This window comes from Cellulomonas algicola (assembly GCF_019024305.1).
Lineage (GTDB): Bacteria > Actinomycetota > Actinomycetes > Actinomycetales > Cellulomonadaceae > Cellulomonas > Cellulomonas algicola.
This window is the reverse complement of the sequence record NZ_JAHKSJ010000018.1, coordinates 41,314-58,878: the sequence shown is the minus strand read 5'-3', so window position 1 is coordinate 58,878 and position 17,565 is coordinate 41,314. Positions and strand designations below refer to the sequence as shown.

The window sequence follows — 17,565 nt, the reverse complement described above, 5'->3', positions numbered from 1 at the left end:
CGGTCCATCGTCGGCACGCGCGTCCGCGGAGCGCCACCGGAACAGGTGTCCGGGTGCGGCGCCCCGAGCCTCGGGCGCCGCACCCGCGCTCACTCGTCGGCCGTCACCGCGGCCGCGAACTGGCTCGCGTACAGCCGCGCGTACGCGCCGTCGGCGGCGAGCAGCTCGTCGTGCGACCCCTGCTCGACGATCGACCCGTGCTCCATCACGAGGATGGTGTCGGCGTCGCGGATGGTCGACAGGCGGTGCGCGATCACGAAGGACGTCCGACCGGCGCGCAGCGCGTTCATCGCCTGCTGGACGAGCACCTCGGTGCGCGTGTCCACCGACGACGTCGCCTCGTCGAGGATGAGGATCGCCGGGTCCGCCAGGAACGCGCGCGCGATGGTCAGCAGCTGCTTCTCCCCTGCGGACACGTTGGCGCCCTCGTCGTCGACCTTCGTGTCGTACCCGTCGGGCAGCGTCCGCACGAACCGGTCGACGTGCGTGGCCTGCGCGGCGGCGACGATCTCCTCGTGCGTCGCGGAGTCGACGCCGTACGCGATGTTCTCCGCGAGCGTGCCGCCGAACAGCCACGTGTCCTGCAGCACCATGCCCATCTGCGAGCGCAGCTCGTCGCGCGTCAGGTCGCGCGTGTCGACGCCGTCGAGCGTGATCCGCCCGGAGTCGGCGTCGTAGAACCGCATGAGCAGGTTGACGAGCGTCGTCTTGCCCGCGCCCGTGGGCCCGACGATCGCGACGGTCGCGCCGGGCTCGGCGACGATCGACAGGTCGTCGATGAGGGGCGTGTCGGGGTCGTAGCGGAACGCGACGTGCTCGAACGTGACGCGCCCGCGGACGGGCCGGTCGAGCGTCGTGGCCGGCTCGGGGTCCGGCGTCTGCTCGGGCGCGTCGAGCAGCTGGAAGACGCGCTCGGCCGACGCGACGCCCGACTGCAGCAGGTTCGCCATGGACGCGATCTGCGTGATCGGCTGCGTGAACTGGCGGCTGTACTGGATGAACGCCTGCACGTCGCCGATGCTCATGGCTCCCGACGCGACGCGCAGCCCGCCGACGACCGCGACGACGAGGTAGTTGAGGTTCGCGAGGAAGCCCAGGGCGGGCTGGATGATCCCGGAGATGTACTGCGCCTTGAACGACGCCTGGTACAGCGCCTCGTTGCGCTCGTCGAACGTCTGCGCGGCCTCGTGCTGGCGGCCGAAGACGGTCACGAGCGCGTGCCCGGTGAACATCTCCTCGATGTGCGCGTTGAGCTTGCCGGTCCACGCCCACTGGTCGATGAACTGCGGCCGGGACCGCTTCGCGATCGCCCCCGCGACCATGACCGACGCCGGGACGGTGACGAGCGCGACGACCGCGAGCAGCGGCGAGATCCAGAACATCATGACGAGCACGCCGACGACCGTGAGCACGGACGTGATGAGCTGCGACAGCGTCTGCTGCAAGGACTGCGCGACGTTGTCGATGTCGTTGGTGACGCGGCTGAGCAGCTCGCCGCGCGGCTGGCCGTCGACGTACGACAGGGGCAGCCGGGACAGCTTCTTCTCGACGCGCTCGCGCAGCCGGTAGACGGTCCGCTGCACGACGCCCGCGGTGATGCGGCCCTGCAGCCAGCCGAACAGGAACGACCCGACGTAGATGACCACGACGACGAGCAGCAGGTTGCGCAGCTGCGTGAAGTCGACGCCCTGCCCGGGCACGACGTCGGTGCCCTGAAGCATGTCGGCGAACTGCGTCTGCCCCTCGGCGCGCAGGCCGTCGATGGCCTGCTGCTTGGTGAGGCCTGCGGGCAGCTGGCCGCCGATCCAGCCGTCGAAGATGAGGTTGGTCGCGTTGCCCAGCAGCTTGGGTCCGATGACGGCGAGCACGACGGACGCGACACCGAGCACGATCACCGCGACGAGCGGCACGCGCTCGGGGCGCAGCTCGGTGAGGAACCGCCGGCCGGAGCCGCGGAAGTCCATCGACTTCTCGCCGGGCATGCCCATGCCGCCCATCGGGCCCGGACCGCCGCGCGGCGGCCGGCGGGGCACGGCGACGGCCTGCCCGGGACGGGCCGTGGGCACCGCCGGGTCGGCGGTGGGGGCGGGACGCTCCTGCTCGCTCACGCCGCCTCCTCCGCGCTCACCTGCGAGTAGACGATCTCGCGGTACGTCTCCGACGTCTCCAGCAGCTCGTGGTGGGTGCCGACGCCGACGACGGCGCCCTCCTCGAGCACGACGATGCGGTCGGCGTGCCGGATGGTCGCGACCCGCTGCGCGACGACGAGGACGGTCGCGTCGCGCGTCTCGGGGACCAGCGCGGCGCGCAGGGCCGCGTCGGTCGCGTAGTCGAGGGCCGAGAACGAGTCGTCGAACAGGTACACGTGCGGACGTCGGACGAGCGCGCGCGCGATGGCGAGCCGTTGTCGCTGACCACCCGACACGTTCGTGCCGCCCTGACTGATCGGGGCGTCGAGCCCGTCGGCGAGCTCCTCGACGAACCCGCGCGCCTGCGCGACCTCGAGCGCGTGCCACAGCTCGTCGTCCGTCGCGCCGGGCCGCCCGAACTCGAGGTTGCTGCGCACCGTCCCCGAGAAGAGGTACGGCTTCTGCGGGACGAGCCCGATCTGCGTCCACAGCACGTCCGGGTCCAGGTCGCGCACGTCGACGCCGTCGAGCAGGACGGCACCGCCGGTCGCGTCGAACAGGCGCGGGACGAGGTTGAGCAGCGTCGTCTTGCCGGAGCCGGTCGAGCCGATGATCGCGGTCGTCCGGCCGGGCTCCGCGACCAGGTCGACACCGTGCAGGACCGCCTGCTCCGCGCCCGGGTACCGGAACTCCACGCCGCGCAGCTCGACCAGCCCGGGTCGCGACGTCGGCCCGACCGGGAGCCCGACGGGCTTCGCCGGCGGCTCGACGCTCGTCGTCGTCGACAGCACCTCGCCGATGCGCTCCGCGGACACCACGGCCCGCGGGAACATCACGAACATCATCGTCGACATCATGACCGCGACCAGGATGTAGGCGATGTAGGACAGGAACGCGGTGAGCGCCCCGATCTGCATCTCCCCCGCGTCGACGCGCTGCCCGCCGAACCACAGGACCCCGACGCTCGTGACGTTGAGCACGAGCATGACGGCCGGGAACATGAGCGCCATGAGCCGGCCGACGCGCAGCGACGTGTCGAACAGGTCCGTGTTCGCGGCGGCGAACCGCTGCGACTCGCGCTCCTCGCGCACGAACGCCCGCACGACGCGGATGCCCGTGATCTGCTCGCGCAGCACCCGGTTGATCGCGTCGATGCGCTTCTGCATGGACCGGAAGTACGGCACCATCCGCACGACGATCGCCGCGATGACGGCCGCGAGCACCGGGACGGCGAACAGCAGGATCCCGGACAGCCCGACGTCCTCCTGCAGCGCCATGACGACGCCGCCGACCAGCATGATCGGCGCGACGATCATGAGCGTGAACGTGAACAGCACGACCATCTGGACCTGCTGCACGTCGTTCGTGGTCCGGGTGATGAGCGTGGGGGCGCCGAAGTGGCCGATCTCCTGCGCGGAGAACGTCTGCACGTGGCCGAACAGCCGGCCGCGCACGTCGCGACCGAACGCCATCGCGGCCTTGGCGCCGAAGTAGACGGCGGCGACGGCGCACACCACCTGGACCAGGCTGACGGCGAGCATGACGCCGCCGAGCCGGAGGATCTGCGTCGTGTCGCCCGTGGCGACGCCGTCGTCGATGATGCGGGCGTTGAGGCTGGGCAGGTAGAGCGTGGCGAGCGTCTGGACCAGCTGCAGGACGACGACCGCGACGACGGCGGAGCGGTACGGCCTCAGGTGGTGGCGCAGGAGCGTGACGAGCACGGGACCTTCTCCCTGGTCGGGCGGAGGTCGGGCTCTCGTGCACCGTCGTCCGCTCTGGCGACGCTAGAACTCCCGGCTTGCCCCGGACAACGGCAAAGGGCCCGTGTCGTGCCCGCGTTCGCCGCAGGCGAAGAGCCCCGCGGCGACAGCCACGGGGCTCTTCGGGAGATGCGGTCGTCCCGCGCGGGTCGTCCGACCAGGGGCTGCCCGGTCGTCAGGCGGTCGGCTCCTCCGGGGCGGGCGGCGTGGCCGGCTTCTGCAGCGGCGGCGGCACCGCACCGCCGCCCGGGCGCTGACCGAGCTCGACCGTCGGGTCGAACGGACGACCGCTGAGCGTGCCCGCGCTCGTGGCGTCCGCGGTCGCGGCGGCCGACTCGCGCCGCGCCTCCGCGAGGGCCTCGGCCGGGTCCGTCAGCGCGACGGGCGGCAGGTCCTCGCCGAGCGGGGACTCGCCCGCAGGCCGCGCCGGGCCGCCCGTGTCGCCGGCACCGCTGAACCCGCGTGCCAGCTGGCCGAGGGCGCCCGTGAGCTCCGACGGCAGGAACCACATCTTGCTCGACGGGCTCTGCGCGATCTTCGGCAGGATCTGCAGGTACTGGTACGCGAGCAGCTTCGGGTCGGCGTCGCCGCGGTGGACCGCGTCGAAGACCTGGAGGATCGCGCGCGCCTCACCCTCGGCGGTGAGGATCGCGGCCTGCGCGGCACCCTCGGCGCGGAGGATCGCGGCCTGCTTCTCGCCCTCCGCCGTGAGGATCTGCGACTGCTTGACGCCCTCGGCGGTGAGGATCGCGGCACGACGGTCACGCTCGGCGCGCATCTGCTGCTCCATCGAGCCCTGCACCGAGGCAGGCGGGTCGATCGCCTTGAGCTCGACGCGGTTGACGCGGATGCCCCAGCGGCCGGTCGCCTCGTCGAGGACGCCGCGCAGCTGGCCGTTGATCTGGTCACGGCTCGTGAGCGTCTGCTCGAGGTCCATCGACCCGATGACGTTGCGGAGCGTCGTGACGGTGAGCTGCTCGATGCCGGTGATGTAGTTCGCGATCTCGTAGACCGCGGACTTCGGGTCGGTGACCTGGAAGTAGATGACCGTGTCGATGCTCACCACGAGGTTGTCCGAGGTGATCACGGGCTGCGGCGGGAACGACACGACCTGCTCGCGCAGGTCGACGCCCGCGCGCACGCGGTCCACGAACGGGATCAGCAGGTGCAGGCCCGCGTCGAGCGTGCGCGAGTAGCGGCCGAGGCGCTCGACGATGATCGCGACGGTCTGCGGCACGATCCGCACCGAGCGGACGAGCGCGACGACGAGGAACAGCAGGACGAGCCCCGCGACCAGGTAGAAGGCGATCGTGCCCACGTTCGACGTGTCGTCCAAGAGGTCCTCCTCGGGTGGTGCCCGGAGTCTCCGGGCGGCAGGGCGGTGGTCAGTGCGCGGGAGCGACGCCGGGCACGGGCGGCTGCCCCGTCCCGGCCGGGGCGACGACGGCCGTCGCACCGTCGATGCGGGCGACGCGGACGGGGGTGCCGGGGGCGATCGCGGTGCCGGCGTCGGCGCGCGCGCTCCACACCTCGCCCGCGAGCTTCACGCGGCCGCCCTCGACCGTGACGGTCGACATGACGACGGCCTCGCGGCCGACGAGCGCCGCGGTGTTGGTCTCGACGAGCGGCATCCGGCCGCGCAGGTGGCGCAGCAGCCACGGGCGCAGCGCGAGCAGCAGGAGCGCCGCGGTCGCGCAGGCGACGACGATCTGGACGGGCACCGGTGCGCCGAGGCCCGCGGAGAGCGCCCCGCCGAGGGCACCACCCGCGAGCATGATGAAGACGAGGTCGAGGGTGAGCATCTCGAGGATGCCGAGCGCGAGCGCCCCGCTGAGCCACCACAGCCAGTCCGGCACGGCCGAACCTCCCGGTCCCGGCGCGGTCGTCGAATGACCGCGCTGTACACCGATCCTAGACGATCACTTTGCCCTGGCGTGGGGCAGACGCCCGCCCGGTCACCCGGACGAGCGGCGACGTCAGCGCGCCGCGCGCGCCGCCCACCGGCCCCCGACGTGGTCCACCTCGAGGTCGAGGCCGAACGCGCCGGACAGGTTCTCGGCCGTCAGCACCTCGTCGAGCGGGCCCGCCGCGTGCACGCGCCCGTCGCGCAGCAGCAGGAGGTGCGTGAAGCCCGGCGGGATCTCCTCGACGTGGTGCGTGACCAGCACGAGGACGGGCGAGCGCGGGTCCGCGGCCAGCTCGGACAGCGCCGCGACGAGCTCCTCGCGGCCGCCCAGGTCCAGGCCGGCCGCGGGCTCGTCGAGCAGCAGCAGCTCCGGGTCCGTCATGAGCGACCGCGCGATCTGCACGCGCTTGCGCTCCCCCTCGCTCAGCGTGCCGAAGAACCGGTCGGCCAGACGCTCGACGCCGAACGCGCGCAGCAGGTCCGCGGCACGCTGCTCGTCGAGCTCCTCGTACGACTCGCGCCAGCGGCCCGTCACGCCGTACGCGGCGGTCAGCACGACGTCGCGCACGGTCTCGCCCGACGGGATGCGGTCCGCGAGCGCCGCGCTGGACAGGCCCACGCGCGGTCGCAGCTCGAACACGTCGACCCGGCCGAGCCGCGACCCGAGCACGTCGGCGGTGCCCTGGGACGGGTGCATGCGGCCCGACGCGACCTGGAGCATCGTCGTCTTGCCGGCGCCGTTGCGGCCGAGCACGACCCAGCGCTCGCCCTCCCGGACCGTCCACGACACGTCGTCGAGGATCGTCGTCGTCCCCCGGCGGATCGTCACGGCCTGCAGGTCGAGCACGTCGGTCATGGTGACGACCCTAACCAACGGGACGAACGTCCTCGGCACGCACCGGCGGGTCGCCCGGCGTGGCCTCGGTCACGTGCGCGGGACGGACCCGGACCGGCCCTACGGTGGAGGCGTGACGACGCTCGACCTGCCCCGCTCCGTGGTCCTCGCGCTGTGGCTCGCGCAGGACGGGGTGGACCGCGCCGCGATGGCCCGCGCGGTGCAGGTCGACGACGAGCCGCACACGGTCCGCGCGACCGTCGACGGGTCGGAGCACGTCGACGGTCCCCTGTCGCTGCTGCTCGACGTGTGCGGTCCCGGGCAGCGCGACGTCGCCGCCCTCGTGCCCGCGCCGGGCGACGCGTCGGGCGCTCCCCCGGCCGTGAGCGCCGCCGCGACCACGGCGGGTGAGGCGCTCCTCGTCCGCAGCGAGCTCGCGTGCGTCGCGGCGGTGCCGGGCGTCGAGCGGTTCGGGTCCGACCTCGAGCCGGGTCACCTGGTCACCTGGGACGTGCACGGCGTCGCCGACTGGCGCACCGCGGTGCTCGGTGCGGCGGGCTCGCTGTCCGACGCCGAGCGCGCGCTGCGGCAGGGGCTCATCGACGCGACCGAGGCGCTCGTGCGGCTCGACGTGGCCCGGTGGCGGCCCGACGCGGCCGAGCAGATCGCCGGGCTGCGCGACCTGGACCTGCCGGCGTGGCGGCTGCCCGACGGCATCGACGGCCGCCGGGTCCGGGTGCTCGCGTCGGCGGCCCGGCTGCGCGGCATCGTCGCGCTCGCGACGCAGGACGACGGCGGCGCGGTCAACCTGTGGCAGGCCGACCAGCGCTCGACGGCGCTGCGCGAGGTCGACCGCGTCGCCCGCCGCGCGATGGCGGCCGCGGCGACGTCGATCGGACCCTGACCCGGCTCAGCCCAGGACGTCGCGGTAGACGGTGAGCGTGCGCTCGCCGATCGCCTCCCACGAGAAGTGGTCCTCGACGCGCGTGCGTGCGGCGCGACCCCAGGCGGCGGCGCGGTCGGGGTCCTGGACGAGCGCGGTCAGCGCGTCCGCGAGGTCGCCGACGAACCGGTCGGGATCGACGGGTGTGCCGGTGCCGTCCTGCACCTGGTCGATCGGGACGAGCGTGCCCGTGACGCCGTCGACGATGACCTCGGGGATGCCGCCCGTGGCGGTGCCGACGACGGGCAGGCCGACGGCCATGGCCTCGAGGTTGACGATGCCGAGCGGCTCGTAGACCGACGGGCAGACGAACACCGTGCCGTGCGCGAGGATCGCGACGACGTCGGCGCGCGGCAGCATGCGGTCGATCCACACGACGCCCGAGCGCTTCTCGCGCAGCTGCGCGACGAGGCCCTCGACCTCGGCGGCGATCTGGGGGGTGTCGGGCGCGCCCGCGCAGAGCACGAGCTGCACGTCCGCGGGCAGGCGCTCGGCGGCGCGCAGGAAGTACGGCAGGCCCTTCTGGCGCGTGATGCGCCCGACGAACACGACGGCCGGCCGCGTCGGGTCGATGCCGAGCGCCCGCACGGTGGCCTCGGCTCGCTCGGCGTCGTCGCCGGTCGGGCGGCGCCAGCCGTCGAGGTCGATGCCGTTGTGCACGACGTGCACGCGCGACGGGTCGACCGCCGGGTACGACCGCAGGATGTCCTCGCGCATGCCGCCCGACACGGCGATGACGGCGGCCGCCGCCTCGTACGCGGTGCGCTCGGCCCACGAGGAGATCGCGTACCCGCCGCCGAGCTGCTCGGCCTTCCACGGGCGCAGCGGCTCGAGGCTGTGCGCGGTGAGGACGTGCGGGACGCCGTGCAGGAGCGACGCGAGGTGCCCGGCGAGATTCGCGTACCAGGTGTGGGAGTGCACGAGCGAGCTCACGACGCCGTCGTCGCCGACCCGGCCGACCGCGTCGACCATCTCGAGGTCGACGCCGAGCGTCTGCAGCGCCGCGTTCGCGGACGCCAGCCCGGCGGGGACGGTGTACCCCTCGACGCCCGGCTCGTCGCGCGGTCCGTCGAAGGCGTGCACGCGCACGTCGACCTTGTGGCGCAGGACGCGGGTGAGCCCCGCGACGTGGACCCCGGCACCGCCGTAGACGTGCGGCGGGTACTCGCGGGTCAGCAGGTCGACACGCACCAGGACCTCCACTGTCGGGTCCGGTCGGCGACCGGCTCTCTCCGCGACACGCTAGCGCGAGACGGGCCGCTCGCCTCGCCGGAGGACGCCCCGTGGGCCTAGGGTCGTCGCATGGCAGCGCCGCGTGTTCTCGCAATCGTCCTCGCAGGTGGAGAGGGCAAACGACTCATGCCGCTCACGGCGCACCGCGCGAAGCCCGCCGTCCCGTTCGGGGGCATCTACCGGCTCGTCGACTTCGCGCTGTCGAACGTCATCAACTCGCGCTACCTGCACGTCATCGTCCTCACGCAGTACAAGTCGCACAGCCTCGACCGGCACGTGTCGAAGACGTGGCGCATGTCGCCGCTCCTGGGGAACTACGTGGCCGCGGTGCCCGCGCAGCAGCGCGTCGGCAAGCACTGGTACCTGGGGTCCGCGGACGCGATCTACCAGTGCCTCAACATCATCGAGGACGAGCGCCCCGACATCGTCGTCGTGGTCGGCGCCGACCACGTGTACCGGATGGACTTCTCGCAGATGGTCGACGCGCACCGGGAGTCCGGTGCCGAGCTGACCGTCGCGGCGATCCGGCAGCCGATCCACGAGGCCGACCAGTTCGGCGTCATCGAGACGCACCCGAGCGACCCGACGAAGATCGCGGCGTTCCGCGAGAAGCCGACCGACCCCGTCGGCCTGCCCGACTCGCCGCTCGAGATCCTCGCGTCGATGGGCAACTACGTCGCGAACACCGACGCGCTCGTCCGCGCGGTCACCGAGGACGCCGAGAACCCGACGTCGCGGCACGACATGGGCGGCGACATCGTCCCGGCGTTCGTCGCGCGCGGCACCGCCGCGGTCTACGACTTCATCCGCAACGACGTGCCCGGCTCGACGCCGCGCGACCGCGACTACTGGCGGGACGTCGGGACGATCGACGCGTTCTACGAGGCGAACACCGACCTCATCTCGATCGAGCCGGTGTTCAACCTCTACAACGACGAGTGGCCGCTCTACACCGGCTACACGGGCCTCCCGCCGGCCAAGTTCGTGCACGCGGGCGCCGGTCGCCTCGGCCACGCGGCCGACTCGATCGTGTCCCCGGGCGTGCTCGTCTCCGGTGCGACCGTCTCCGGGTCCGTCATCTCGCCCGGCGTGCGGCTGCACTCCTGGGCGCAGGTCACGGACTCCGTGCTCATGGACGACGTGCACGTGCACCGCTACGCGCAGGTGCACCGCGCGATCATCGACAAGAACGTCATCGTCCCGGAGCGCGCGCGGATCGGGCTCGACCGCGAGCACGACCTCGCGCGCGGATTCACGATCACCGAGTCGGGCATCACCGTCGTGCCGAAGGGCGCCGTCGTCTCCGACTGACGACGTCCGGACACCAGGCGGGCACCCACGACGACGCTGCGGACCGTCGCACTAGCCTGCGAGGCGTGAGCACCCCCGCGCCCCGCACCGCCGTGCCCGCCGACATCACGGTGCCCGCCGACGACACCGAGCCCGCAACGGCCGCCGTGATCGAGCCCGGCGCGAGCGCCGACGCCGTCGAGGACACGCGTCGGCTCGTCGTCATGGACGTCGACTCGACGTTCATCACGGGCGAGGTCGTCGAGATGCTCGCGGCGCACGCCGGGACGGAGGAGCTCGTCACCGAGATCACCGAGCGCGCGATGCGCGGCGAGATCGACTTCGCCGCGTCGCTGCACGAGCGCGTCGCGACCCTTGCCGGGCTGCCGGCGACGGTGTGCGAGGACGTGCTCGCCCAGGTCGAGCTGTCGCCCGGTGCCGTCGAGCTCGTCGCGGAGCTCGACGCGCGCGGGTGGCCCGTCGGGCTGGTGTCGGGCGGGTTCCTCGAGATCGTCGAGCCGCTGGCCGCGCGGGTCGGCATCCGGCTCGTGCACGCGAACCGGCTCGAGGTCGCGGACGGTCGCCTCACGGGCCGCGTCGCCGGGCCCGTGGTCGACCGCGCGGCGAAGGCGCAGACGCTGCGCGAGTACGCCGTGCGGGTCGGCGTCCCGATGGAGCGCACGATCGCGATCGGCGACGGCGCCAACGACCTCGACATGCTGGCCGCGGCGGGCTTCGGCATCGCGTTCAACGCCAAGCCGCTCGTCGCCGCGTCGGCGGACGCCGTCGTCACGGACCGCCTGGACGCGGTCCTCGACCTGCCGCCGTTCACCGTCGGCACGTGACTCCCGCGTTCGTCCCGGGGCGGGAGCTCGCGCGCCTGCTGTACGCGTACGTCGCGCCCGTGCTCGCGGCGCGCGGGCTGGCGCACACGGCGGCGCTCGTCGGGCCGGGGTCGGACGTGCTGGGCCACGACGACGCGACGTCGACCGACCACGACTGGGGTCCGCGCCTGCAGGTGCTGCTCTCCCCCGACGACCACGCGGCGCACGCCGCCGCCCTGCACGAGGAGCTGCGGCACGTCCTGCCGGAGCAGGTGGGCGGCTGGACGACGCGCGCGGCGCCCCCGGCGGACGACGGCACGCGCGGCCCGGGGGTGGGCTGCCCGGGCAGCCCGGTCGAGCACCGGGTCGAGATCCTCACGCTCGACACCCTGCTGACGCGCGTGCTCGGGCACGTCCGCCCGCCCCTGACGGTCGCCGACTGGCTCGTCATCCCGCAGCAGCGCCTGCTGTCGCTCACGGCGGGCGTCGTGCTGCACGACGACCTGGGCCTGGCGCGCGTGCGCGCGGACCTCGCGTCCTACCCGCACGACGTGTGGCTCTACCAGCAGGCGTCGGCGTGGTGGGCGGTCGCCGAGGACTCCCACCTGGCGCCACGCGCCGGGATGGCGGGCGACGACCTCGGCTCGCGGCTGGTGACGGCGCGGGTCTGCCGCACGGCGGTCCTGCTCGCGTTCCTCCAGGCGCGGACGTACGCGCCCTACGACAAGTGGCTCGGCACGGCGTTCCGGCGGCTTCCGTCGTCGCGCGACCTGCTCGGCCCGCTCGACGCCGCGCTGGCGGCCGCGGACTGGGAGGCGCGCCAGCGCGCGCTGGGCCAGGTGCTCGTCGCGCTGCTGCGCGGGCACAACGCGCTCGGCCTGACGGCGCCGGTCCCCGAGGAGACGGTGCCGTTCCACGCCCGCCCGTTCGAGGTCGTCGACGCGGAGGGTGTCGCCGACCTCCTGGTCGGCGCGGTGGTCGATCCCGCGGTGCGGTCGCTGGGACGGCGACGCCTGGTCGGCGGGATCGACCTGGTCACGCAGAGCGCGGCCCTCGCGACGGACGTCACGCGCACCGCGGCGCTGCGGGGCCTGTACCGCTGACGACGGCGCGCCCGACGCCGCGTACCGACGCCGGGCGAGCCCGGACGGTCAGCCCGGCAGGCCGAGGCGCTCGAGCGTCGCGCCCGCCGGTGCCAGGCCCGACCACGGGCCGGTGAACCCGAGCACGGACCAGCTCGCGGTCGGCACGCCGACCTGCACGCGCGACAGGGCGGCGCCGTCGGAGTCGGGACCCGCGAGCGTGGCGGCGGCGCGGCTCATCGTGGGCTCGTGCCCGACGACCAGCACGGTCGCCACGTCGTCGCCCACGGCCCGCACGACGTCGAGCAGCGTCGAGACACCCGCGTCGTACACCTCGTCGCGCAGCTCGAGCGCGGGGTCCGCGCCGAGCGTGCCGCGCACGAGCTCCCACGTCTGCCGGGTGCGCAGGCTGGTCGAGCACAGCACGAGGTCGGGGACGAGCCCCGCCTCGGCGAGCTGCGCGCCGACCTGACCGGACTGCTTGCGGCCCACGAGCGACAGCGGCCGCTGGGGGTCGGGAAGGCCCTCGGGGTGCTCGGCCTTGGCGTGCCGGAGCAGGAGCAGTCGGTGGGTGGAGTCGGACGTCACCGGCTCAGCGTCCCATCACAGGCCCATCGCGTGCACGCCGCCGTCGACGTGCACGATCTCCCCGGTCGTCGCCGGGAACCAGTCGGACAGGAGCGCGGCGACGGCGCGGGCCGTGGGCTCGGGGTCGGAGACGTCCCAGCCGAGCGGCGCACGGTCGGGCCAGCCGCCCTCCATGGCCTCGAAGCCCGGGATCGACTTCGCGGCCGTCGTGCGGATCGGGCCCGCGGACACGAGGTTGACGCGCACGCCGTGCGGGCCGAGGTCGCGCGCGAGGTACCGGGCGGTCGACTCGAAGGCGGCCTTGGCGACACCCATCCAGTCGTAGACCGGCCACGCGTACCGCGCGTCGAACGTGAGGCCGACGACGGCCGAGCCGCGGGCCAGGAGCGGCTGCGCGGCGACGGCGAGCGACTTCAGCGAGTACGCGCTGACGTGCAGCGCGGTCGCGACGTCGTCCCACTCGCCCGCGAGGAAGTTGCCGCCCATGACGGACTGCGGCGCGAAGCCGATGGAGTGCACGACCCCGTCGAGGCTGTCGAGCCCGGCCGCACGCACGCGGTCCGCGAGCGCGTCGAGGTCCTCCTGCGACGTCGCGTCGAGCTGCAGGACCTGCGCCTCGACGGGCAGGCGCCGGGCGATGGCCTGGGTCAGCCGGAACTGCCGGCCGAACGAGGTGAGCACGACCTGCGCGCCCTGCTCCTGCGCGAGGCGCGCGACGTGGAACGCGATCGAGCCGTCGGTGAGGACGCCGGTGACGAGGAGCTTCTTGCCGTCGAGCAGACCCATGGGAGTTCCGTCCTGTTGCGGTGCGTGGGGAAAGGTCGTGGGGGGTCAGTGACCCATGCCGAGGCCGCCGTCGACGGGGATCACGGCGCCCGAGATGTAGCCGGCGGCGTCGGAGGCGACGAACTCGACGGCCGCGGCGACCTCCTCGGGCTGCGCGAAGCGCCCGGCGGGGATCGTCGCGAGGTAGGCCTTCTGGCGGTCCTCGGGCAGCGCGCGCGTCATGTCGGTGTCGATGAAGCCGGGCGCGACGACGTTCGCGGTGATGCCGCGACCGCCCAGCTCGCGCGTGATCGACCGCGCCATGCCGACGAGCGCCGCCTTCGACGCGGAGTAGTTCACCTGGCCGGGCCCGCCGTACAGACCGACGACCGACGAGATGAGCACGATGCGGCCGCGACGCAGCCGGATCATGCCCTTGGACGCGCGCCGCACGACGCGGAACGCGCCCGTGAGGTTGACGTCGAGGACGTCGGTGAACTCCTCGTCGGTCATGCGCAGCAGCAGCTGGTCGCGCGTGACGCCCGCGTTCGCGACGACGACCTCGACCGGGCCGTGCGCGGCCTCGATCTCGGTGAACGCCGCGTCGACCGCGACGGTGTCCCGCACGTCGGCCACCGCACCCAGCACGCCGTCGGGCAGGTCGCCCGAGCGGTAGATCGTCGCGACCTTGTCGCCGGCCGCCACGAAGCGCTCCGCGATGGAGCGGCCGATGCCGCGGTTCGCGCCGGTCACGAGGACGCTGCGCGGGCGGTGCTCGGACCGCGTGGGAGGCGTGGCGTTGTCGGAAGTCTCAGGCACGGAACCCGACGCTATCCGACGTCCCCGGAGCGACGCCGGTCCGGCCCGGCACAGGAACACCCCGGCATGTTGTGGGAACCGGACAACGGCGGCCCCCGACGGTAGGTGTCCGTCGACCGGACTACCATCAGGTGGTGAGCAGCCGCAGGACCCCCAGAGCGCACGACGCGCCGGGCGACGACGTCCAGCGCATCACGTCCGCGCCCGAGTCCCTGGCCGACGACATGGCCCGCCGGCAGCGCCGCTACCTCGCCCAGATGGGCGTCCGCATGGTGTGCTTCGCGGCCGCCTTCTTCACCTGGGGGCACCTGCCGGTCGTGGTGCCGATCATCCTGCTGATCGCGGCCGTCGTGCTGCCGTACGTCGCGGTCCTGTTCGCCAACGCGGGGCGCGAGCGGCGCGACACGGACGACGCGTCGTTCATGCAGTACCGCGAGATCGGGCCGGGCTCGGGTCCGCACCACCAGGTCGGGGGCGGCACGTGAGCCTGCTGGGCGGCGTGCCCGACGCCGTCGACGAGCTCGTCTGCTCGGCCCGCAGGTGCCGCGCCGACGCCGCGTGGGGCCTGCTGTGGAACAACCCGAAGCTGCACACGCCCGAGCGCCGCAAGGTGTGGCTCGCGTGCGACGAGCACCGCGAGCACCTGTCGCAGTACCTCGACGTGCGCGGCTTCCTGCGTGACGTCGTCCCCGCCGGCGACCTCGACCGGGTGGCGCCGTCGTGAGTGCGGCCGCTCGCCGGGCCGTCGGGATCGTCTGCGTCGGGATCGTCCTCGCGACCGCGTGCGTGTTCCTGGGCCGGTGGCAGTGGAACCGGCACGTGTGGCGTGACGCGGCGATCGCGGTCGTGACGACCAACTACGCCGCCGACCCCGTGCCGCTCGACGACGTGCTCGCCTCGACGGACGAGACGCTCGGGAAGGCCGACGAGTGGCGCACCGTCGAGGTCGTCGGGCGGTACGACTCCGACGCGACCGTCCTGCTGCGCAACCGCCCGGTCGACGGTCACCCGGCGTACCACGTGCTCGTCCCGTTCGTGGTGTCGGACGCCTCCGCGGGCACCGCGGACGACCCGACGGGCGCGGGAGGGGTCCTCGTCGTCGACCGCGGCTGGGTGCCGACCGGGGAGGACGCGAGCGCCGCCGTCGACGTGCCCGCTCCCCCGACCGGCACCGTGACGCTCACCGCGCGCCTGCGGCTCGACGAGCGCGAGACGACCCGCACGGCTCCGCCGGGCCAGGTGCAGGCGGTCGCGTCGTCGCAGGTCCTCGCGGCGGGCAGGCTGGACGCGGTCCCCTACGCCGCCTACGCGCAGCGGCTGGCGGAGGACCCGGCACCCGCCCAGGTGCCCGGCACCCTTCCGCCGCCGAGCACCGACCCGGGCTCGCACCTGTCGTACGCGTTCCAGTGGTGGGCGTTCGCGCTGCTGATCCTCGGCGGGTCGGTGGTCGTCGCGCGCCGCGAGGCGGCCCTCCTGACGGAGGCCGCGACCGGCGACGGCGTCTCCGGCGGCGAGCCGAGCACGGCTCCCCCGGGCGACGGCGCGTCGGAGGACACGGACCGACGGTCCGTCCGCCCCGGTGCCGGTGCCGCACCGGCCGGCCGCGCACCCGTCCGACCGGCACCCCGCCGACGCGGCGGCCGCGCCGAGGACGAGGAGGACGCGCTCATCGATGCGCAGCTCGCCGCGCGCGGCGGGACCGACGGCCGCGACGGGCCGGTCAGGCCAGCGCGATGAGGTCCAGGTAGTCCGGACCCCACAGGTCCTCGGCGCCGTCGGGCAGCAGCAGCACGCGCTCGGGGTCGAGCGCGGCCACGGCGCCCTCGTCGTGGGAGACCAGCACGACCGCGCCCTTGTAGGTGCGCAGCGCCGCGAGGATCTCCTCGCGCGACGCGGGGTCAAGGTTGTTCGTGGGCTCGTCGAGCAGCAGCACGTTCGCCGACGAGACGACGAGCGTCGCGAGCGCGAGACGCGTCTTCTCCCCGCCCGACAGGACGCGCGCCGGCTTGTCGGCGTCGTCGCCCGAGAACAGGAAGGACCCGAGCACCGAGCGGACCTGCGTGTCGGTGAGGTCGGGTGCCGCGGTGCGCAGGTTCTCGACGACGGTGCGGTCGAGGTCGAGGGTCTCGTGCTCCTGCGCGTAGTACCCGAGCTTGAGCCCGTGCCCGGGCTTCACCTCACCCGTGTCGGACGCCTCGATGCCGCCGAGGATGCGCAGCAGCGTCGTCTTGCCCGCGCCGTTGAGGCCCAGCACGACGACCTTCGAGCCGCGGTCGATCGCGAGGTCCACGTCGGTGAACACCTCGAGCGAGCCGTACGACTTCGACAGCCCTTCGGCCGTGATGGGCGTGCGACCGCAGGGCGCCGGGTCGGGGAACCGCAGGCGCGCGACCTTGTCCTGGGCGCGCACCTCCTCGAGCCCGGACAGCATGCGCTCGGCGCGCCGCGCCATGTTCTGCGCCGCGACGGCCTTCGTGGCCTTCGCGCGCATCTTGTCCGCCTGCGCGAGGAGCACCGACGCCTTCTTCTCGGCGTTCGCGCGCTCGCGACGGCGGCGCTTCTCGTCGGTCTCGCGCTGCTGCAGGTACGCGTCCCAGCCGAGGTTGTACTGGTCGAGCTGCGACCGGTTCGCGTCGAGGTGGAAGACCTTGTTGACGGTCGCCCGGAGCAGCTCGACGTCGTGCGAGATGACGACGAAGCCGCCCGAGTACTGCTTGAGGTAGTCGCGCAGCCACGTGATCGAGTCGGCGTCGAGGTGGTTCGTCGGCTCGTCGAGCAGGAGCGTGTCGACGCCCGAGAACAGGATCCGCGCGAGCTCGACCCGTCGCCGCTGACCGCCGGACAGCGTCCCCATGGGCTGCGCGAGCACGCGGTCGTCGAGCCCGAGGTTGGACGTGATGCGGTGCGCCTCGCTCTCGGCCGCGTAGCCGCCGGCCGCGGTGAAGCGGGCCTCGAGGCGCGCGTACCGGGCCATCGCCGTCTCGCGCACGTCGTCGTCCGCAGCGGCCATCGCGCCCTCGGTCACGCGCATCGCGCTGACGATCTCGTCGAGGCCCCGGGCCGACAGCACGCGGTCCATCGCGAGCTGCGCCAGGTCGCCGTGGCTCGGGTCCTGCGGGAGGTAGCCGATGTCGCCCGAGCGGGAGATCGTGCCGCCCGTCGGCTGGGTCTCCCCCGACAGCGTGCGGGTGAGGGTCGTCTTGCCGGCGCCGTTGCGTCCGACGAGCCCGATGCGGTCGCCGGAGGCGATGCGGAAGGTCGTCGGCTCGAGCAGCACACGGGCGCCGACGCGCAGCTCGACGGCCTGAGCGGTGATCACGTGGTGGTTTCCTCCGAGAAATGCGTCCCGGCGTTGGCCACGGACGCGAAGGACCCCGATTCTACCTAGCCG

General features: G+C 73.7%; 17 protein-coding genes. 7 read left to right on the top strand and 10 right to left on the bottom strand.

Going from position 1 to position 17,565, the window contains the following annotated elements:
• Nucleotides 1-89: 89 nt before the first annotated feature.
• The 5 genes from KOV94_RS14860 to KOV94_RS14840 form a co-directional block, all read right to left on the bottom strand.
• A complete protein-coding gene (locus tag KOV94_RS14860; RefSeq protein WP_124343593.1) occupies nt 90-2,108 on the bottom strand; it encodes an ABC transporter ATP-binding protein in 2,019 nt (672 codons plus the stop codon).
• Nucleotides 2,105-3,850 (bottom strand): ABC transporter ATP-binding protein, encoded by a 1,746-nt coding sequence (locus KOV94_RS14855; RefSeq protein ID WP_124343594.1) that lies wholly within the window; start codon nt 3,848-3,850, stop codon nt 2,105-2,107. The genes KOV94_RS14860 and KOV94_RS14855 overlap by 4 nt, the downstream gene beginning before the upstream one ends.
• A gap of 214 nt (nt 3,851-4,064) precedes the next feature.
• Complete coding sequence (locus KOV94_RS14850; RefSeq protein WP_124343595.1) at nt 4,065-5,225, bottom strand: SPFH domain-containing protein; 1,161 nt, start codon at nt 5,223-5,225, stop codon at nt 4,065-4,067.
• Nucleotides 5,226-5,274: 49 nt separating this feature from the next.
• Entirely contained in the window at nt 5,275-5,745 is a 471-nt protein-coding gene (locus tag KOV94_RS14845; RefSeq protein WP_124343596.1) for an NfeD family protein, read from the bottom strand.
• Nucleotides 5,746-5,865: 120 nt separating this feature from the next.
• The gene (locus tag KOV94_RS14840; protein WP_124343597.1) at nt 5,866-6,651 is read right to left on the bottom strand and encodes an ABC transporter ATP-binding protein; all 786 of its coding nucleotides are present in this window, start codon (nt 6,649-6,651) and stop codon (nt 5,866-5,868) included.
• A gap of 112 nt (nt 6,652-6,763) precedes the next feature.
• Between KOV94_RS14840 and KOV94_RS14835 the strand changes: the two genes are divergently transcribed.
• Nucleotides 6,764-7,534, top strand: coding sequence for an Rv1486c family protein (locus KOV94_RS14835; RefSeq protein ID WP_124343598.1), 771 nt, complete (start codon nt 6,764-6,766; stop codon nt 7,532-7,534).
• A gap of 6 nt (nt 7,535-7,540) precedes the next feature.
• On the opposite strand, the gene glgA is transcribed toward KOV94_RS14835, so the two are convergent.
• Complete coding sequence (gene glgA / locus KOV94_RS14830) at nt 7,541-8,764, bottom strand: glycogen synthase (protein WP_218052465.1); 1,224 nt, start codon at nt 8,762-8,764, stop codon at nt 7,541-7,543.
• 111 nt (nt 8,765-8,875) lie between these two features.
• Between glgA and glgC the strand changes: the two genes are divergently transcribed.
• From glgC to KOV94_RS21325, 3 genes are all read left to right on the top strand, one after another.
• Complete coding sequence (glgC, locus tag KOV94_RS14825; RefSeq protein WP_124343600.1) at nt 8,876-10,117, top strand: glucose-1-phosphate adenylyltransferase; 1,242 nt, start codon at nt 8,876-8,878, stop codon at nt 10,115-10,117.
• A 149-nt stretch (nt 10,118-10,266) separates the two neighbouring features.
• A complete protein-coding gene (gene serB / locus KOV94_RS14820) occupies nt 10,267-10,941 on the top strand; it encodes a phosphoserine phosphatase SerB (RefSeq protein ID WP_268904341.1) in 675 nt (224 codons plus the stop codon).
• On the top strand, nt 10,938-12,023 hold the full coding sequence (locus KOV94_RS21325; protein WP_218052464.1) for a DUF4037 domain-containing protein: 1,086 nt from the start codon (nt 10,938-10,940) through the stop codon (nt 12,021-12,023). The genes serB and KOV94_RS21325 overlap by 4 nt, the downstream gene beginning before the upstream one ends.
• Before the next feature lie 48 nt (nt 12,024-12,071).
• Here the strand turns inward: KOV94_RS21325 and KOV94_RS14810 are convergent, their stop codons facing one another.
• Genes KOV94_RS14810 through KOV94_RS14800 form a run of 3 tightly spaced genes read right to left on the bottom strand, consistent with a single transcriptional unit; the run spans nt 12,072 to nt 14,174 of the window.
• Entirely contained in the window at nt 12,072-12,590 is a 519-nt protein-coding gene (locus KOV94_RS14810) for a SixA phosphatase family protein (RefSeq protein WP_218052463.1), read from the bottom strand.
• Between the two features lie 15 nt (nt 12,591-12,605).
• Nucleotides 12,606-13,376, bottom strand: coding sequence for an enoyl-ACP reductase FabI (gene fabI / locus KOV94_RS14805; protein ID WP_124343603.1), 771 nt, complete (start codon nt 13,374-13,376; stop codon nt 12,606-12,608).
• A 45-nt stretch (nt 13,377-13,421) separates the two neighbouring features.
• Complete coding sequence (locus tag KOV94_RS14800; protein ID WP_124343604.1) at nt 13,422-14,174, bottom strand: beta-ketoacyl-ACP reductase; 753 nt, start codon at nt 14,172-14,174, stop codon at nt 13,422-13,424.
• Between the two features lie 134 nt (nt 14,175-14,308).
• Between KOV94_RS14800 and KOV94_RS14795 the strand changes: the two genes are divergently transcribed.
• From KOV94_RS14795 to KOV94_RS14785, 3 genes are read left to right on the top strand one after another with little or no spacing between them, the layout of a single operon-like run.
• Nucleotides 14,309-14,659, top strand: a complete 351-nt coding sequence (locus KOV94_RS14795) for a DUF3099 domain-containing protein (protein ID WP_218052462.1) — start codon at nt 14,309-14,311, stop codon at nt 14,657-14,659.
• A complete protein-coding gene (locus tag KOV94_RS14790; RefSeq protein ID WP_218052461.1) occupies nt 14,656-14,898 on the top strand; it encodes a hypothetical protein in 243 nt (80 codons plus the stop codon). Before KOV94_RS14795 ends, KOV94_RS14790 begins: the two co-directional genes overlap by 4 nt.
• On the top strand, nt 14,895-15,911 hold the full coding sequence (locus tag KOV94_RS14785; RefSeq protein ID WP_218052460.1) for an SURF1 family cytochrome oxidase biogenesis protein: 1,017 nt from the start codon (nt 14,895-14,897) through the stop codon (nt 15,909-15,911). The genes KOV94_RS14790 and KOV94_RS14785 overlap by 4 nt, the downstream gene beginning before the upstream one ends.
• Here KOV94_RS14785 and KOV94_RS14780 read toward each other — a convergent pair.
• Nucleotides 15,895-17,493, bottom strand: coding sequence for an ABC-F family ATP-binding cassette domain-containing protein (locus tag KOV94_RS14780; RefSeq protein WP_124343608.1), 1,599 nt, complete (start codon nt 17,491-17,493; stop codon nt 15,895-15,897). The two genes, KOV94_RS14785 and KOV94_RS14780, sit on opposite strands and share 17 nt — an antisense overlap.
• Nucleotides 17,494-17,565 lie beyond the last annotated feature (72 nt).

What these genes read in the sequence shown, in the direction of transcription:
- KOV94_RS14840 (WP_124343597.1), bottom strand. Translation starts at nt 6,651, where the DNA reads ATGACCGACGTGCTCGACCTGCAGGCCGTGACGATCCGCCGGGGGACG.
- glgC (WP_124343600.1), top strand. Translation starts at nt 8,876, where the DNA reads ATGGCAGCGCCGCGTGTTCTCGCAATCGTCCTCGCAGGTGGAGAGGGC.
- fabI (WP_124343603.1), bottom strand. Translation starts at nt 13,376, where the DNA reads ATGGGTCTGCTCGACGGCAAGAAGCTCCTCGTCACCGGCGTCCTCACC.